The organism is Pseudomonas anguilliseptica (assembly GCF_021375795.1).
GTDB classification, from domain to species: domain Bacteria; phylum Pseudomonadota; class Gammaproteobacteria; order Pseudomonadales; family Pseudomonadaceae; genus Aquipseudomonas; species Aquipseudomonas anguilliseptica_A.
Window position 1 is genome coordinate 1 of the sequence record NZ_JAEIOI010000008.1, and the last position, 17187, is coordinate 17187.

The 17187-nt window shown below is 59.8% G+C and carries 19 protein-coding genes; 11 read left to right on the forward strand and 8 right to left on the reverse strand.

Annotation, left to right across the window (positions count from 1 at the left end; all coding sequences use genetic code 11):
• From IOD17_RS18540 to IOD17_RS18565, 6 genes are all read left to right on the forward strand, one after another.
• Positions 1–1102 (forward strand): virulence factor TspB C-terminal domain-related protein (locus IOD17_RS18540; protein ID WP_267925935.1); only part of this gene is annotated, 1102 nt, incomplete at its 5' end.
• Between the two features lies 1 nt (position 1103).
• The gene (locus IOD17_RS18545; RefSeq protein ID WP_233686505.1) at positions 1104–1433 is read left to right on the forward strand and encodes a DUF2523 domain-containing protein; all 330 of its coding nucleotides are present in this window, start codon (positions 1104–1106) and stop codon (positions 1431–1433) included.
• Between the two features lie 12 nt (positions 1434–1445).
• A complete protein-coding gene (locus IOD17_RS18550; protein ID WP_233686506.1) occupies positions 1446–2630 on the forward strand; it encodes a zonular occludens toxin domain-containing protein in 1185 nt (394 codons plus the stop codon).
• Between the two features lie 149 nt (positions 2631–2779).
• The gene (locus IOD17_RS18555; RefSeq protein WP_233686507.1) at positions 2780–4042 is read left to right on the forward strand and encodes a hypothetical protein; all 1263 of its coding nucleotides are present in this window, start codon (positions 2780–2782) and stop codon (positions 4040–4042) included.
• Positions 4039–5046, forward strand: a complete 1008-nt coding sequence (locus IOD17_RS18560; RefSeq protein ID WP_233686508.1) for a tyrosine-type recombinase/integrase — start codon at positions 4039–4041, stop codon at positions 5044–5046. Before IOD17_RS18555 ends, IOD17_RS18560 begins: the two co-directional genes overlap by 4 nt.
• Positions 5047–5194: 148 nt before the next feature.
• Entirely contained in the window at positions 5195–6361 is a 1167-nt protein-coding gene (locus tag IOD17_RS18565) for a 1-acyl-sn-glycerol-3-phosphate acyltransferase (RefSeq protein WP_233686545.1), read from the forward strand.
• Between the two features lie 63 nt (positions 6362–6424).
• On the opposite strand, the gene IOD17_RS18570 is transcribed toward IOD17_RS18565, so the two are convergent.
• Entirely contained in the window at positions 6425–6712 is a 288-nt protein-coding gene (locus IOD17_RS18570; protein ID WP_233686509.1) for a hypothetical protein, read from the reverse strand.
• Positions 6713–6970: 258 nt separating this feature from the next.
• Between IOD17_RS18570 and IOD17_RS18575 the strand changes: the two genes are divergently transcribed.
• Positions 6971–7177, forward strand: coding sequence for a hypothetical protein (locus IOD17_RS18575; protein ID WP_233686510.1), 207 nt, complete (start codon positions 6971–6973; stop codon positions 7175–7177).
• 73 nt (positions 7178–7250) lie between these two features.
• On the opposite strand, the gene IOD17_RS18580 is transcribed toward IOD17_RS18575, so the two are convergent.
• Positions 7251–7835, reverse strand: a complete 585-nt coding sequence (locus IOD17_RS18580) for a YajG family lipoprotein (RefSeq protein WP_233686511.1) — start codon at positions 7833–7835, stop codon at positions 7251–7253.
• Between the two features lie 172 nt (positions 7836–8007).
• On the opposite strand from IOD17_RS18580, the gene IOD17_RS18585 reads away from it, so the two are divergent.
• Both IOD17_RS18585 and mqo read left to right on the forward strand, forming a co-directional pair.
• Positions 8008–8241 (forward strand): hypothetical protein, encoded by a 234-nt coding sequence (locus IOD17_RS18585; RefSeq protein WP_233686512.1) that lies wholly within the window; start codon positions 8008–8010, stop codon positions 8239–8241.
• Between the two features lie 450 nt (positions 8242–8691).
• Entirely contained in the window at positions 8692–10194 is a 1503-nt protein-coding gene (mqo, locus tag IOD17_RS18590) for a malate dehydrogenase (quinone) (protein WP_233686513.1), read from the forward strand.
• 66 nt (positions 10195–10260) lie between these two features.
• Here mqo and IOD17_RS18595 read toward each other — a convergent pair whose 3' ends face one another.
• The 3 genes from IOD17_RS18595 to IOD17_RS18605 form a co-directional block, all read right to left on the reverse strand.
• Positions 10261–10623 (reverse strand): PilZ domain-containing protein, encoded by a 363-nt coding sequence (locus tag IOD17_RS18595; RefSeq protein WP_233686514.1) that lies wholly within the window; start codon positions 10621–10623, stop codon positions 10261–10263.
• Positions 10624–10683: 60 nt separating this feature from the next.
• On the reverse strand, positions 10684–11106 hold the full coding sequence (locus IOD17_RS18600) for a DUF4124 domain-containing protein (RefSeq protein WP_233686515.1): 423 nt from the start codon (positions 11104–11106) through the stop codon (positions 10684–10686).
• 69 nt (positions 11107–11175) lie between these two features.
• The gene (locus tag IOD17_RS18605; RefSeq protein WP_233686516.1) at positions 11176–11550 is read right to left on the reverse strand and encodes a tetratricopeptide repeat protein; all 375 of its coding nucleotides are present in this window, start codon (positions 11548–11550) and stop codon (positions 11176–11178) included.
• A gap of 148 nt (positions 11551–11698) precedes the next feature.
• Here IOD17_RS18605 and IOD17_RS18610 point away from each other — a divergent pair, with 148 nt between their 5' ends.
• Positions 11699–12496: a tetratricopeptide repeat protein gene (locus IOD17_RS18610; RefSeq protein WP_233686517.1), complete on the forward strand. Its 798-nt coding sequence runs from the start codon at positions 11699–11701 to the stop codon at positions 12494–12496.
• 216 nt (positions 12497–12712) lie between these two features.
• The gene (gene pyk, locus IOD17_RS18615; protein ID WP_233686518.1) at positions 12713–14164 is read left to right on the forward strand and encodes a pyruvate kinase; all 1452 of its coding nucleotides are present in this window, start codon (positions 12713–12715) and stop codon (positions 14162–14164) included.
• A 62-nt stretch (positions 14165–14226) separates the two neighbouring features.
• Here the strand turns inward: pyk and IOD17_RS18620 are convergent, their stop codons facing one another.
• Genes IOD17_RS18620 through IOD17_RS18630 form a run of 3 tightly spaced genes read right to left on the reverse strand, consistent with a single transcriptional unit; the run spans position 14227 to position 17108 of the window.
• Entirely contained in the window at positions 14227–15000 is a 774-nt protein-coding gene (locus tag IOD17_RS18620; protein ID WP_233686519.1) for an enoyl-CoA hydratase, read from the reverse strand.
• Between the two features lie 46 nt (positions 15001–15046).
• A complete protein-coding gene (locus IOD17_RS18625; protein ID WP_233686520.1) occupies positions 15047–15988 on the reverse strand; it encodes an iron-sulfur-binding ferredoxin reductase in 942 nt (313 codons plus the stop codon).
• Positions 15981–17108 (reverse strand): sensor domain-containing diguanylate cyclase, encoded by a 1128-nt coding sequence (locus IOD17_RS18630; protein ID WP_233686521.1) that lies wholly within the window; start codon positions 17106–17108, stop codon positions 15981–15983. Before IOD17_RS18630 ends, IOD17_RS18625 begins: the two co-directional genes overlap by 8 nt.
• Positions 17109–17187: the final 79 nt, after the last annotated feature.

Here is a 17187-nt window from a genome sequence, read left to right on the forward strand (position 1 = left end):
CATTGCGCACCCTGTAAACCTGATCAACCCAACTTATGCGGGTAGTTATACCCCGGTACAAAACACCACTTCATTTCTGTGTAAGTACAACTTTTCCTATCACCCCTACGGCAACCCACAACAGCCAATTGCCCAGGGCGGGCCGTCCTCCGGTGCTGTTGTCGTCGATACAATGCCGGCCTGTGCTGCTGGCACCGAATCCACATACACCTGGCCCCTCGGTCGGCGTGACTCGACTGCAGAGTTCAACATCGCGCCAGGTACAGAAATCTCCCCGCCTGCGTTTGCCTGCATTGATGGCTGCAAAGCCCAGCATCAATCGGTTTCTTCCTGCTTCAACGAAAGCGAAACAGACGGCTCCATTACCTACTGCGACTACAACGCCAAGCTAACTGGCGAAACCTGCACCACATCCGAAAACCAGCCGCCCGAGGTTCCCCAGCCAACCGACCCCGGCGACGGTGGAACCGACCCAGGTGATGGCGGCACCGACCCGGGTGATGGTGGAACCGACCCAGGCGACGGCGGCACTGATCCGGGTGGTGGTGGCACCCCTGGCGATGGTGGCACCAACCCCGGCGACGGTGGCACGAATCCCGGTAACGGCGGAACCAACCCCGGCAACGGTGGCACGAACCCAGGCAACGGCGGCACCAACCCCGGTGGCGGCGACAGCGACGGCAATAGCGCCTCCGGCATTGAATGCAGCCAGCCCTTGGTCTGCTCTGGCGATGCCATTCAATGCGCCATTTTCGAGACGCAAAAGCGCGCCCGCTGCGATGCCCTGACCGCTGGTGACTTCCCGTCACAAGAAGGCGACATCACCGGCTTTATCGACGGCAAAGGCGACAGCGCCAAGCTCGATGAGGGCGACGGTGAAATTGATGTGTCCGGCCTGTTCAGCGGCCCGACTGATCCGCGTTTTCTGCCGGCAGCCTGCCCACCTGCCAAGACCTTCACCCTGCAAACCCAGGGTGGTCGCACCTTCGAATTTTCCTATGAGCCGCTGTGCCAGTTCGCCATCGATCTTGGCTACCTGATCGTCATAGCCGCTTCGCTTTTCTACGCCATCTACGTTGGCCGCGCCTCGGGAGGTGAGTGATATGCCTGCATTTCTATGGGTTGCCCAGTTCCTTTGGATGATCGCCGGCCCGCTGGTGATGACCGTACTTCGGGCCATCGGCTTTGGCTTCGTCACTTACTTTGGCTTCAACGCGCTGATCAATGCTGCCCGCGATTACATGATCACGAATATGGGCAACTCGGGGATCGTCATTCAGCAGATCCTCGGGCTGGCCAAGATCGACATAGCGATAAACATCATGCTTTCCGCCGTGTTCACCCGCTTCATCATCGCGGGCATCAACAAGGCCCAGGATCGCAAACGAAATCAGGTCTGGCGCAAGCCGGGCGGCACCTCCATCGAAGCGTAGGGAGGCGCTGCCATGCTCTATATCCGCACCGGCAAACCCGGCCACGGCAAAACCCTCAACACCATCAAGGAAGTGGATCAGAAGGCCCACGCAGAAGGCCGCACCGTCTACTTCCACAACATCAACGGCCTGCAGCCTGAGCTTCTAAAGGCTTCTTGGTACAAGTTCGATGATCCCGAAAAGTGGTTCGAACTGCCCAACGACTCCATCATTGTCGTGGACGAGGCCCAAGGCTGGTTTGGTGGTCGTGATCCTCGGGCGCGTCCGCCTGAGCACATCACCCGCTTTGAAACCATGCGCCATAGCGGCCACGAAGTGCACCTGATCACCCAGGACCCGCGCTATCTGGATGTGCACCTACGCCGCCTGTGCAATGGTCATATTCACTACTGGCGCGTCTTCAAATCCCAGCAACTGCTGCGCTTTGAATCCGATGCGGTGATTGAAAAAGTCGAGGTCAAAAGCAGCTTCAAGGATGCCGAGAAAACCACGGTACGCCTCGATAAGAAGTTTTTCAGCGTCTACACCAGCAGCAATGCACAGCACCATTTTCAGACCAAGCTACCGACCAAATTCATTCTGGCCGTGCTGGTCATCGCCGGTGCCGTCTTCATGGTCTACCGCGCCTACGAACGCTACGAAGCCGGCAAACAGACCGAACAGGCCACACAAGCCCAAGCCGAAACCAGCAGCCCGAGCGGCGTAGTCGATCAAGTGAAAAGCTCGGTCGGCTCGCTCATAAATCCGGTCAACAACAAGCCCGGTACAAAGGCACTCAGCCTGGACGAATACCTAGCCGCCCGTGTCCCTCGCATACCGGACGTGCCCAGCTCGGCACCCATCTACGACGAACTGACCAAGCCACAAAGCTACCCGCGGCTGTCCTGCGTCATGAGCTCCGATGAGGGCTATATCGACCGCAACGCCAAGCGCTACCGGGTCGTCAGAACGCAGGAAAAAGCCTTTATCTGCGAGTGCTTCACCCAGCAAGGCAGCTGGCACAAAACCTCGTTCTCCTACTGCAAGAACACCGTAGAGCGCGGCGCATTCGATCCGGCCCGCCCTGACCCTGGTGCGCGCCCCGATCTGCAGCAGGCCAACAACCCACCCCAGCAGCAGCCGCAACAACCCCAGCAAGCCCCTCAGAACGTCATCGTGAGGCAAATCCCCTATGAGAAAGGCCGCTTCCTATGGTGATCACTCAGCGCCTTCGCTCGGCGCATTTGAGCGCATGCGCGAGGTACGAGCGCTGCGCCAAATGCGCGCGCTGACGTCCCTGTAACACGTCAGATAAACAGCTTTAAACCGACATTGAAGTCTAACAATCTCTAAAAGGTGTTTTTTACATGGGTAAGACCGTTGATTTCCTCCGGGTAGAAGACTTTCCGACCATCTTTGTTGATCCGCAAACCGGTCAAATCACTGACCTTTCCAAGGTTCGTTTGCTTCGCTGTGGCGTCGATACCGTGCGCCAGTTGTACCGGGGCTTGATCCGCCCGGAAATCATGGCGCTATTTGAGAAGCCGGGAACCCTGGTCAACTTCGCCGGGCAGCGTTGGCACTCTGGACGTGTTGGCCGTGACTCCGGCTACCAGTACAAGCTGCAGAATGCTGACCTCGGAATCATCCTGCTGGTGAAGAATTTCAACTCCAAGCTGGACAACATCGGCCCACACCTGAAAATCGAAGTGTCACCCCATGCAATCGACAGCCTGTCGCCTGAGCGCCTGCAGGCCCGGTTAGATTTCTACGCTTCCCAGCTTCTGACCCACGTTGAAATTAACCAGTGTGCCGTGCACCTCGCTCTGGATCTGCAGGGCTGGACGCCACCGGCTGATCTGGTAGCGCGCATGCACTGTAAAGCACGCATGCAGCGAGACATTAGCGGCATCAACGAAATTAACTGGGCCACTAAATCCAGCACCTACGGGCGCGGGGAAACGTCGATGTTTGGCTCTGCCAGTGGCGTTCAACTCTGCATCTACAACAAGACCGAGCAAGCCCGAGCCACTGACAAACTCGACTATTGGGAAAGCGTTTGGAAGCGTCGCGACAGCTTCGACGATCAAGACCCCGACAACTACAACCCAGCCCAGGACGTTTGGCGGGTAGAGCTGCGCTATCACCACTCAGTTATCCAGCAGTTCGCGAGCGGCTCCCTGGACGTCCGCACCGGCCAACCAATCGACACACGCTCATTTGAAGCCTTTGCCGGTCATCTGGATGGCCTGTGGCGCTATGGCCTGCGCCAATTCAAATTCCTGCACCGCCCCGGCTGCTACGCGCCTGTATGGACATTGATTCGTGATGACGTGCGCGTAGACCTTCCGGTCGATTCCCTGCTTGATGACACTGAATACAAGCGCTACTACAAGACCTCTAAGGGGTTCTCTGGCAAGAACGTGGAACTCTTCCTGGGAAACTTCGTAAGCCTGCTGGCACGGGAGCGAGTGGGCGCTAGACGAGCATTTCACACCCTCAAGGATTGGGACTGCTGGCCCGTAATTCGCGACCACTATGCCGCCAAGGGCATGGATGAAGACGCCTTGTATAAGCACATCAAAGGCATTCTTGAAGAACGCCATGTTAGGTGGGGACGTGCTGTATGACCGCCACCAGACAACCTGACGGCAAGTGGTCGGTAGACTTCTACGTCAACGGACGCGGTAGCCAGCGTGTGAGGCGTTCAGGCTTCCCCAGCAAGGCCCATGCAATGCGCTTTGAGCGCGACTACCTGTCCAAGCCTGATCACACCGTAGCGCGGCTTTCAGACCTCGTTGACCTCTGGTTTCAAGTCCACGGGGTGAACTTGAAGAACGGCCAGCGCCGGTACATCGCCTTAAAACAGATCGTCGCCCGGCTCGGCAACCCGCTTTCAGCGGATCTTACGCCCGCTGTTTGGTCGCGCTACCGTGTCGAACGCCTCAAAACCTCTGCACGCTCAACCGTGAATATTGAGCATGTCTACGTGTCGTCCGTATTTGCTGAGCTGACCCGTCAAGGGCATTTCCATGGCCCCAACCCTCTAGGCTCAATCAGGCTTTTCAAGGTCGACCAAAAGACCCTCGCCTTCCTCACGTTTGATCAGATCCAGCTGCTTTTGTCTGAGCTACGCAAGTGCGCCAATCCCTACGTCACGATCATCGTTAAACTTGCGTTATCAACTGGTGCACGCTGGTCAGAGGTTCAAAACCTAAGGCGCTCCCAGGTGCTACCTGATCGCATTGTTTTCACTGGCACTAAAAACGGACGCAACAGAACCGTTCCGGTAGATCCTGCATTGATAGAAGAGGCGCTATCCATTGCCTTACCAACCGAACGTTTATTCGGGAACGCTCGCGGCTCATTCGAGGTTGCTTATGCCCGTTGTGGGTTCTCAACTCCGGGTCAGTTAACCCATATACTGCGCCACACTTTTGCATCGCACTTTGTTATGGCTGGCGGTGATCTGCGAACTTTGCGCGATATTCTTGGCCATGCGGACATACAAACAACGATGCGATACGCGCACTTAGCGCCTGAACATCTACATAAGGCTCTACAACTCAATCCACTAGCGTTGTGGTCAGGCTGTAGACAAACCGTAGTCAATTCAGACAGCGAAAACACCTAAGTCATTGATTTTAAAGGAACTTAAAAGACGCCTGTGACTTGGGCGTATAATCGCCGGTCTATAGCTGGCCCTGCAGTCGCGCTACAGCCTTGGCTGAACCCGCGTGCCCAGCAGTGAGTACATCAACAGCCAACCACCACAAGAGAGCATGATGGGCGAATTCGATGCCATCCGACCTTACGCCGACGCCGAAGTCCCTGCCGTTCTGGCGCGACTGCTGGCGGACGATGCGTTTCTCGACATCCTCACCCAGTTTCGCTTCCCGCGCCTGGCGGCACCCTTGGGTTGGCTGCTTAAACCACTTATAGCCTATCGCCTGCGTCTTGAGTTCCGTGATGTGGCGTCGGTGGCGCAATTGCAGACGCGTATCGAGAGTTATGTCGACCGCACCATCGAGCGGGCTACGGATGGGGTGACCTACTCCGGCATCGAACACCTGCAAGCAGGCCAGGCCTACCTGTTCCTCGCCAACCACCGCGACATCGTCATGGACCCGGCCTTCGTCAACTACGCGGTGTACCACGCTGGCCTGCCAACGCCGCGCATCGCCATCGGCGACAACCTGCTGCAGAAGCCTTTCGTCAGCGACCTGATGCGCCTGAACAAGAGCTTTATCGTGCACCGCTCGATCAGCGGCCGGCGCGAAAAGCTGACGGCTTACCAACTGCTGTCGGCCTATATCAATCATTCGATCCGCAAGGATGGCGAATCAATCTGGATCGCTCAGGCCGAAGGCCGTGCCAAGGACGGTGATGACCGCACCGATTCAGCGATCCTCAAGATGTTCCACATGAGCCGCAAGGACGAAGCCTTCGCCGATGTGATCAACGCGCTGCGCCTGACGCCGGTGTCGATCAGCTACGAATACGACCCCTGTGATCAGGCCAAGGCCCGTGAGTTGTTTATCCGCGCCAGCAACGGCAGCTACACCAAAGCCGCTGGCGAAGACGACCAGAGCATCGCACTCGGTATTACCGGCTACAAAGGCCGTGTGCATGTGCACTTCGCCGCGCCGGTCAGTCAGGGTCTGGACGACAGCAAACTGCTGGCTGCCGAAATGGATCGGCAGATTCTCAGCGGTTATCGGTTATTCCCCGTGCACTACCTGGCCTATGCCATGTGGGCCGAACGCGATCCCGCCCTGGCTGTACCGAGTGCCGCCGAGCTGTTCCCTGCCGAGGAATTGCGTGCTGCTCAAGCCGAGTGGCAGCGCCGCCTGGACAACTGCCCAAGCGAGCAACAGCCCTACCTGATCCTGCAATACGCCAACCCGGTGCGTAATCAGTATCGGATCAAGGCAGGCCTGCCGCTCTGAGCTGACTACCCTGCATAAAAAACGGCAGCCATTGGCTGCCGTTTTTTATGACCTGCAGTGCACTTACAAGCGGGTACTGACCCAGGACAGGCACAACGCCGCCACCAGACAAACCGCTGCAAAGCGATAGAAGAAGCGGTTCAGCCGCTCTGTAGGCTCATCCAGGGCATAGGCCTGCTGCGTCATTTCATTTAGTTGATTGCCAGCCAGCAGACGCGCCACCGCACGTTGCTCACGCAGGCGCGTGGCCAACAGCAACCAACTCCCTGCCAGGGCGACAAACAGCGCCAAACCGTTCAGCCACAAGCCGGGCTGCGCCTCAATCAGCCACCAGAGTGTTTGCACAGACATTCTCGACCTCAAGGTTCTTTGAGGGCATGCCAGCTGCGCCGCACACCCCGCACTACGCCCGCACAAGCGGCGGGCAGCCAGATACGGCGGCGGAGTCTACAGAAGGATGCAGCGCTCGCGGATCGATTCCGACGAAGCGCAGTCGCTATGACCACACGGTCTAAACACTGTCATCTGCATGCTCTATGGTCTAACACGAGCCTCCGCACTGCATACGCAAACCGGGGCCAGATCCGATCAATCATGGAGGAAAACCACATGCTGCATGCCCATCCGCAAGACCGCGATTACCTGATCGATTCACTGGACGATGTAGACGCTGTAATCGATGGCCTGTCGTTCAACGTGCAGGACGACCACTGGCTGGTGTACTGCGCCATGGGCGGCCATGAGCATTACGCTCTACCCGATGTCGATACGCGCACCGGCATGAGCCTGCCGGAGTTCTACAGCGAAGCGGCCTGAAACCAGGAACGGCACAACCCAGATACGAAAAAGCCCGGAACAGCCCGGGCTTTTTCATGAACGCAAATCGACCTTACTGGGCGAGCATCTGGCCGATGGTCGGGTCCTTGAAGGCGCGGGTCAGGGCATCGCTCAACACATCGCTGACCAGTTTGGTGTTGGTTGCCTGGTTCGGTGCCATGCCAAAACGCTGATTCAGCGACGCGCCATAACGACCGCTGTAACGGCGGCTGCTGTTCTGCACATCAACCCGGAAGGTCGCGGTCATGTCAGCCTCGGTCACGTACAGACCTTCTTTCGGTGACTGATATTTCAGATCAGCCAGGGTCAAGGTCAGCTGCGGTGCGTTGTAGGCGTTGGCACTTGGGGTGAAGCCAAGCAGGCGAACAGCAGCTTCTGCCTGCGCCTGTAGCTTGGGCAGGATGTCCTGGCCGGTCACGCTGATGGCGCTGGTTTCCGGGTACAGGCCGCCACGGGTGCCCAGCACCGGGGACGGACGCCCATCTGCCACGCGCACCACCACAGGCTGACCCTGGCCAACCGCCGTCAACGGACTATTGAGTTTGGGTTGCGGGCTGAGTTGTTGCGGGCTGTGGGCGCAACCCACCAGAGTAAGGCTGGCAACAGCCACCAGACCAAACAGCAGACGATGCAGCATGCTCAACTCTCCATACAGTAAGGGGCAGAAGTGACGCGCAGTATAACCAGCGCGCCAGGTGCCTGACAGTCATGCGTACTAGGACGCATAACCTGCTAACAGGTTCCCGTAACGCCCCTGTCATGCAGTTCGGGCATAAGACTTTAGTCTTCCTCGCTGCTGGATCACTGCCATGTTTTCGCTACGCAACCTGCTTGCTCCACGCCGTCCGATGCGCTCGTTTGCCCTGCTCGACGCTCAAGGCATCTGCCGCGCCCTGCGCCAGTCAGCCCAGACACCACAAGGCTTTGGCTGGATCGAAGTGCAACCCAGCTGCCTGAGCTGGCTCAATCGACCGCTGCCTGCCGGGGCGCGAGTCGCCCAGGTCACGCCCTGCCTGCACCTGCAACAAACGCTGGCGGCCTGACCGGCGGAAGAAGAAAAGTCACACCAGGCGATCAATTTTCCTGCTTTGCCCTTATAATCGCGCCCCGACTATAAGGACGCCTCCTGTTCGGGCCTTGCCGTATCGCTGATGCTTGATGCACCAGCTCTGCCCCAGAGAGTCGCCCACTTCGCGCTGCCTCCGGCTGCTGCTTACTCCCACGTAAAGCACCTGCAATCCCTGCATGGCTGCTCTATGTCGTCGAGAAGCGCGCCCAGCAGACGTGTTTTGAGGTTCACGACTCCAAAAGAGCGTGAAAAGAACGGTTTGGAAAACTTCACAAGAGTGTGGCGAAAATGAACGATCTCGCGGTTGGCATCTGCATCCAGAAGCCTGCTTCCCTCAACCCTGAGCGTCTCGGCGACTGCTGATCGGCTGTGTTCACACAAGCTAACTAACGTCTTTTGAGTGCTGGTTTGCGGAGAAGTGGTAATGGCGCAGAACGATTACGAAACAGTGGATGTGGTGCTGGTGGGTGCCGGCATCATGAGTGCGACCTTGGCCGTGCTGCTGAAAGAACTCGACCCGGCGATCAAGCTGGAAGTGCTCGAGATGATGGAAGCCGGGGCGGTTGAAAGCTCCAACCCCTGGAACAACGCAGGCACCGGCCACGCTGGCCTGTGCGAGCTGAACTACACGCCGGAATCGGCGGACGGTTCGATCGACATCAAGAAGTCGGTGACCATCAATACCCAGTTCGAAGAGTCCAAGCAGTTCTGGGCCTACCTGGTCGAGAAAGGCCGCTTCGGTTCACCCAAATCGTTTATCAACCCGGTGCCTCACCTGAGCTTCGTGCGCGGCCAAAAAGGTATTGATTACCTGAAGAAGCGCTTCAACGCACTGACCGCACACCATGCCTTTGCAGACATGGAATACACCGAAGACCGCGCCACGCTGGCCGAGTGGATGCCTCTGATGATGCCGGGGCGCGATGCGCACGAGCCGATCGCCGCGACCCGCGTCATGGCTGGTACCGACGTCAACTTCGGCAACCTGACCAAGAGCCTGCTCGCGCACCTCGGCCAACAGGCCGACGCCAAGGTTACCTGCAAGCAGAAAGTGGTTGGCCTCAAGCGCAGCGGCCAAGGCTGGCTGGTCAGCGTCAAGGACCTGCAGAGCGGCAACAGCCGTGAAATCCAGGCCAAGTTCGTCTTCCTCGGCGCCGGTGGCGCGGCGCTGCCGCTGCTGCAGATGTCCGGCATTCCGGAAGGCAAAGGCTTTGGCGGCTTCCCGGTCAGCGGCCAGTGGCTGCGCTGCGACAACCCAGAGGTGGTCAAGCAGCACCAGGCCAAGGTTTACAGTCAGGCAGCCGTGGGCTCGCCGCCCATGTCCGTGCCGCACCTGGACACCCGCGTGGTAGACGGCAAGACTTCGCTGCTGTTCGGCCCTTACGCCGGCTTTACCACCAAGTTCCTCAAGCGCGGTTCGTTCCTTGACCTGCCGCTGTCGATCCGCTTCAACAACATCGGCCCGATGCTGGCAGTGGCGCGCGACAACTTCGACCTGACCCGCTACCTGGTCAAGGAAGTGCTGCAATCCGAAGCCCAGCGCCTGGAAACCCTGCGCGGTTTCTATCCGCTGGCCAAGGCTGAGGACTGGAGGCTGGAAATCGCCGGTCAACGCGTGCAGATCATCAAGAAAGACGCGAAAAACGGCGGCATCCTGCAGTTCGGCACCGAACTGGTGGCGGCCCAGGACGGCTCCATCGCTGCCCTGCTGGGTGCCTCGCCAGGCGCCTCGGTGACCGTGTCGATCATGCTCGACCTGATCCAGCGCTGCTTCGGTGAACAGCTCAAGACTGAGCAGTGGAGCCGCAAACTGAACGAAATCTTCCCGGCCCAAGGCGCTGTTCTGGCCAAGGATGCCGAGCGTTACCGCGAAGTGCAGTCGCGCTCCGATGCGCTGTTACAGCTAGAGGAAACCGTCAGCGCCTAATCCGCCTGGCCATAAAAAAACCGCCTCTCAGGGCGGTTTTTTTATGGCCGATCAATGGTGGCGGGCTTAGGCCGACGCCGCCATCGGCCGGAAGCTGAAGTAATGGCGCAGCGCATCGACCATCTCCACATAGTCCGCTGGCGGTGCCACCAGGGCGAACCCCGAGTCGAAGCAGCCCGGCGTTACATCCTCACGGCACCACTGGCAGGTGGCGGAAAAATCGATGTAATGCGGCGCATCATGCCCGGGAATCTTCAACCGCATATCAAAGCGCGCGCCCACCAGCATGGGCAACTGGCTGATCAGCAACATGCCATCCAGTGACACATTGCCGATATAGCCCATGGGTTTATCGGTGATGCGGTTGAACACCTTCAGGTAGTAGGGCAGCTGGTGACGCTCGATGCTGCGCTGAATATGCTTGGACATAGTGGCAAATCGCTATAGATGGCCATTGAGTATGGCCTTACTACTGCGCTTAAACCAGATTCAGGAACAGCGATCAGCCACCTGGCTCTGCAATTGCTGACGAGCGGTATCCACCTGCTGATCGCTGTAATACTCGCGCTCACCATTGGCGTCGGTGCGGTAATAACTGTAGCCCTCTGGCATATTACCTAGGCGACGGCGCAACTCCTGACATTCGGCCGCCCGCTTGGCCTGACGCTCAGCCGCCACTGCAGAAGCCTGCGCCTGCTCTTCACGACGGGCATCGAAGAAGCGATTGGCGCGCTCCTCGCGCTCACGGGTCAACTGATCGCGCTCGACCACCTGCGGCTTGACCTCAATCTGCTGAGCACCTACCGCCGCCGGGCGCTGGCCAAAATGCACCTGGCCGTTGGCATCGGTCCAGCGGTAGATTTCCGCCGCTGCCAACCCCGGCAGCAGCAACAGACACAACAACGCACGCATGGAGTCCCTCCCATCAAAACCTCAGCTTACTGCCGAGAATAGCCTCCCATGTGCCATGACGACCAGCGGTCAAGGCTTGACCGGGTTGACCTTGACCGCCACATCAACGCCGTCATGCCCCAACTGGCGCAGGGTATCCATGCGCGCACGGGCACGATAGGCGTACTCGCTGGCCGGGTAGTTGGTGACGATGAACTGATAGGTCTGCATGGCATCGACAAACAGCGCCTGACGCTCCAGGCACTGGCCGCGCAGCAGGGAGATTTCCGGCTGCATATAACGCCGTGAGCGGCTGTTACGCTCGGCCTTGGACAGCGACAGAATGGCCGCTTCACACTCGCCGCGGTCATAAGCCTCATAAGCGCTGTTGAGGTGGTGATCGAACGAGTAGCGATTGCAACCCGTCAACCCTACCAGCAGCAGTACAACAAACAGTGTGCGCATAAGCCTCTCCTCCGATGAGCAGTGTATCGACTGTCCTGGAAAATTCTGCAGCAACATATCCTCTGATGGGTAATGCCGCCAGCCACTTGGCCGCAACGCACAGGCCTGACTAGACTGGCGCACACCGGCCCTGCGCCCTGGAGTTGTCATGTCGTTATCGTCCCGCCTGCCGCTGCTGCTGTGTGCCGCCCTGTTGAGCGCCTGCTCACCCACCACACCGCTGTTTATCGCGCAGATCACCACCAACGAAGTGGTCGAATACAAAACCCTGAAAAACAACCGCATGCTCGCCGCCATCGAGGATGAAGGCGACCTGCTGACCTACAGCGCCCAGGCCATCCGCGATGCCAAGAGTGAACAGGCCGAGCAGCTGTACCTGACTGGGTACCGCGATGAGAAGCTCAGCGACGAGGTACGCGCCATCTCGCTGTACCAGATCGGCCTGCTGTACATGAACCGCTTCAACGAACAACGTGACGACAACAAGGCGCTCAATTACTTCTACCAGGTGCTCAACCAGTTCCCTGCCAGCCGCGCCGCCGAACGGGCCGAGGCGCGTATCGTGATGATCCGCGCACGCGCCGACGAGCCGGTGCACAAGACCTCGCGCGAGTTACTGGCACACTGGAAGCCCAATCAGCAACTCGACCTGTACAAGCCCAGCCTCGATGCGGACATGACCCTGCTGTCGCGCCGTGCCGTGCTGAAAAACCGCGTCGGCGAAGCCGAAGAGCTGTACCTGTTGGCCTTGAGCGACCCCGGCATCCCCGCTGACATCAAGGAAAAGGCCCTGTACCAGCTCGGCCTGATGTACCTGGCTCCGGATAACCCACAAGCCAACCGTGACAAGGCCATCACCTACCTGCGCCGCCTGCTGGTGCAATTCCCCAATAGCGATCTGAATACCAAGGCCGCCCGTCATCTGGATCAGGCGCTTAATCGATAAGAACCTGTTTACGATATCGCGAGCTAAAGACCGGCAAGGCAAAAAACGGCGAGGAAGCGGAATGTACTTTTGTACATGAGCATTCCGAGCCGATTTTTAACGCAGCAGGGCCGACGCGCAGCAGATCGTATATAGGTTCTGGTAGTGCAGAGGAACAATGACTACAGAGTTGCGGCATAGTAGCCTCGTGCTCAGCTGCCACTCAGGAGTCTGTGCATGACCTTCCGCCGCACCAAAATCGTCGCCACCCTCGGCCCATCCAGTAACAGCCCCGCCGTACTCGAACAACTGATTATCGCCGGCCTGGATGTCGCCCGCCTGAACTTCTCCCATGGCTCGCCCGACGAGCACAAGGCTCGCGCCAAGCTGGTGCGTGAACTGGCCGCCAAGCACGGCCGCCACGTTGCCCTACTGGGTGACCTGCAAGGCCCGAAAATCCGCATCGCCAAATTTGCCGACAAGCGCATCGAGCTGCAGGTCGGTGATCGCTTCACTTTCTCCACCAGCCACCCGCTCACTGCCGGCAGCCAGACCATCGTTGGCATCGACTACCCGGACTTGGTCAAGGACTGCGGTGTCGGTGACGAGCTGCTGCTCGACGACGGTCGTGTGGTCATGCGCGTGGTGGAAGCCACCGCTGATGCGCTGCACTGCGAGGTGCTGATCGGCGGCCCGCTGTCTGACCACAAGGGTATCAACCGCCGTGGCGGTGGCCTGACCGCGCCAGCTCTGACCGAGAAGGACAAGGCCGACATCAAACTGGCGGCCGAAATGGAGCTGGATTACCTGGCGGTGTCCTTCCCGCGTGATGCAGCAGATATGGAATATGCGCGCCAACTGCGCGATGAAGCCGGCGGCACTGCCTGGCTGGTAGCCAAGATCGAACGTGCCGAAGCGGTGGCTGACGACGAAACCCTCGATGGCCTGATCCGCGCCAGCGACGCGGTGATGGTGGCCCGTGGCGACCTGGGTGTGGAGATCGGCGATGCCGAGCTGGTGGGCATCCAGAAGAAAATCATTCTGCACGCGCGCCGCCACAACAAAGCCGTGATCACCGCAACACAGATGATGGAGTCGATGATCCAGAATCCGATGCCGACCCGAGCGGAAGTCTCCGACGTGGCCAACGCCGTGCTCGACTACACCGATGCGGTGATGCTCTCGGCGGAAAGCGCCGCTGGCGCCTACCCGCTGGAAGCTGTGCAGGCCATGGCGCGCATCTGCCTGGGCGCGGAAAAGCACCCCACCAGCAAGAAATCCAGCCACCGTATGGGCACCGAATTCGAGCGCTGCGACGAAAGCATCGCCCTGGCAGCCATGTACACGGCCAACCACTTCCCCGGGGTGAAAGCCATCATCGCGCTGACCGAGAGTGGCTACACACCGCTGATCATGTCGCGCATCCGTTCTTCGGTACCCATCTTTGCCTTTTCTCCACACCGCGAAACCCAGGCTCGTGCGGCCATGTTCCGTGGTGTCTACACCGTGCCGTTCGACGCGGCGGCACTGCAACCGGGCGAAGTCAGCCAGGCGGCAGTGGACGAACTGCTCAAGCGCGGCGTAGTGCAGGCCGGTGACTGGGTGATACTGACCAAGGGCGACAGCTATCACACCATTGGCGGCACCAACACCATGAAGCTGCTGCATGTCGGTGAAGCACTCGTGTAACTGCTGCGCTGCAACGCAAAAGGCCGCTCAATCGAGCGGCCTTTTTTGTTTGCTTCAAGGCATCAGGCAAACTTGCTGAAGTCCGGTGTACGCCGCTGCATAAAGGCCGTCAGCGCCTCGATGGCTTCCGGCGAACGCAGGCGCTGGCCGAACAATGCGCCCTCTTCCTCGATCACTCGGCGCAGTTGCTCGCGATCCGGCGCGCGCATCAGACGTTTGCTATCGGCCACTGCCGCTGGAGCCAACTGTTGAAAGCGCATCGCCATTTCACGGGCCTTGGCCAGAGTTGCCTCACCGCTCTCCAACGCCTGATTAGCGATGCCCCAGGTTGCGGCCTGCTCACCGGTAAAGCTCTGCCCAAGCAGCAACAATTCGGCAGCGCGGGCATGACCGAGCAAGCGCGGCAGGATCAGGCTGGAGCCGTACTCGGGACACAGGCCCAGATTGACGAAGGGCATCTTCAGCGTGGCATCGCGGCCAACGTAGACCAGGTCGCAATGCAGCAGCATGGTCGTGCCAATGCCCACGGCAGGGCCGTTAACCGCAGCCACTACCGGTTTGCTGAACTCGAACAGCGCTTGCATAAACTGGAACACTTCGCTGTTCAGGCCGGTGGGCGGTGCCTGGATAAAGTCGGCAACGTCATTGCCGCTGGTAAAGCAGCTGTCGCCGCCAGTAATCAGCACGGCGCGCACGCTTTTATCCTGATCGGCCTGCACCAGCACTTCGGCCATGCCGCTGTACATGGCGCGGGTCAGGGCATTCTTCTTGTCGGGGCGGTGCATGCGCAGGGTCAGCAGACCTTGTTCACGCTCAACCAGCAGGTGCTCGCTCATCATCATTCCTCACGGCAGGCCACCCGCGAGCTGAGAACCTGAACGGCTAGCGCGCGTGGGGCAAAAAGACGTCAGCAAAAACCTGGCTGCGCGGTACACCCGCCAGATACAGGCGGCGCGCAAAGGTTTCGACGCTGTCGGGGTGGCCGCAGAGTAAGGCGAGGGTTTGCCGCGAAACAAGGCGTAGTTCGGCCAAAGCAGCCGGCAACTCGGCCGCGCAAACCAGCTCGACCTGCAGCTGCGGATGGCGGGCCGCCAGCGCCCGCAGCGGCTCGGCCAGGTAATGCGCAGCGGCATCATGGGCCAGGTGAATAAGCCGGATAGCACCCTGGTGTTCCTGGCGCAGTGCCTCGCGCAAAACGCCATACAGCGGCGCCAGCCCGGTGCCGGCGGCCAAAAGCCAGAGCGGACGGGTCTGCCAATCCGGGTCGTAATGCAGGGCACCGCCGCGCAGCTCGCCCAGACGCAGGCTATCACCCGCCTGGAAGGCCCGCGCCGCCGTGGCAAAGGCACCGCCCTGACGACAATCGATGTGCAATTCCAGCCAGGGGTCTTCGCCAGGCAGGCTGGCCAGCGAATAGGGTCGGGCAATACCGCTCTCGGTCCATAGTTGCAGGTGCTGGCCGGCGCTGTAGCGCAGCGGCCGCTGTGGGGTCAGGCGCAGACGCAGCACATGCGCACTCAGCCAATCGCAGCTGTGAATCAACGCGGGCGCAGCATCACGCTGCGGATCGAACACTTCGACCTGCACATCAGCCACCACCTGGCATTGGCAAGCCAGTCGCCAGCCCTGCTGACGTTGCGCGGCCTCCAGGGCCTCGGGCTTGGCATCGTGCAGTTCGCCGGCCACACAACGCACCAGGCAGGCGTGGCAACTGCCGGCGCGGCAGCTATAAGGCACGGCGATGCCAGCCGCCAGCAGGCTATCGAGCAGATTGGTGGAGATCGCAACGTCAAGGCAGTGCTCAGCGACCCGCAACTCAGGCATCCACGTCCTCCCAGGTCGCGGCACAGCGATTACGGCCGTTGCGCTTAGCCTGGTACAGCGCCTGGTCGGCACGTTGCAGGGCGTCATCAAGGTCATCATGCATGGTCAGCAGGGTCATGCCGATGGACACGCTCAGGCTCTCCACTTTCACGCCCAGCGGTTCGGCGCGACTAAAGGCTTCGCGCAGGCGCTCGCAGCAGGCGGTGAACTGATCGGCTTCGGTATTGGGTAACAACAGCACAAATTCCTCACCGCCATAACGGGCCACCACATCGCCGTCACGCAGACAGGCGCGGGCCACGGCGGCAAAGGTTTGCAGTACACGGTCGCCAGCAGCATGGCCGTGCACATCATTGATGCGTTTGAAATGGTCCAAATCGAGCAACGCCAGGCCATGCTGGCGGTCGTGGCGCAGGTTGTCCAGCTCGCGGCTGGCCAGGCGCAGGAAGTGTCGACGGTTGCACAGGCCGGTCAACTCATCGGTGGCCGCCAGGTCTTCCAGCTGACGCATCATGCCGCGCAGGGTGTCCTGGTGCGCTTGCAGAGCAAAACGCCGTTGGCGCATGCGCTGCCGCATGGCTTGAGCGTAACTGGCAAACAGGCACAGCCAGATCAGCACGCCGGCCAGCACACACACCTGCATCAACGCCACACGCGGGGCACTCAGCTGGAAAGTGTAGGCCTCATAGAGGTTCAGCCCGGCAAAACCGAAGAAGGCGAACAGCGCGCAGCGGGCAAACACCCGGGGCGGCAGCTGAAATACCCCAAACAGCAGAATCAGCATGTACAGCACCAGCATGCTGCCACGGCCTTCATTGAACAGCGCCAGCAGCACCGTCAGCCAGGACAGCGCCACCAGCACCTGCGCTTCGGTCAGGCTGGGGTCGGCAAAACGCAGGTTGGCGCGCGAGAGGAACAAGCCGAGAAATGCCAGCTGGCTGATGGCCGCCAGCACTGTCAGGCTCACGGCAGTGAATGGCGTGGCATGAAACAGCCCAGCCAATACCCCAATCCAGCACAGCAGCCCGGTCAGCCCATAGGTAGCCGCTGCCATGCCGAAACGCTTCAGCAGCAGACTTTGCAGCGTTCGCTGGGCACCCTTTTGGCTGCTTAGACTCATGGGGAAATGGGCTCCATCCCATGCTGGCATCTAGCCGCCACTGTACCCCTGTGATCACAAAATGCCTAGGCCGCGCCCG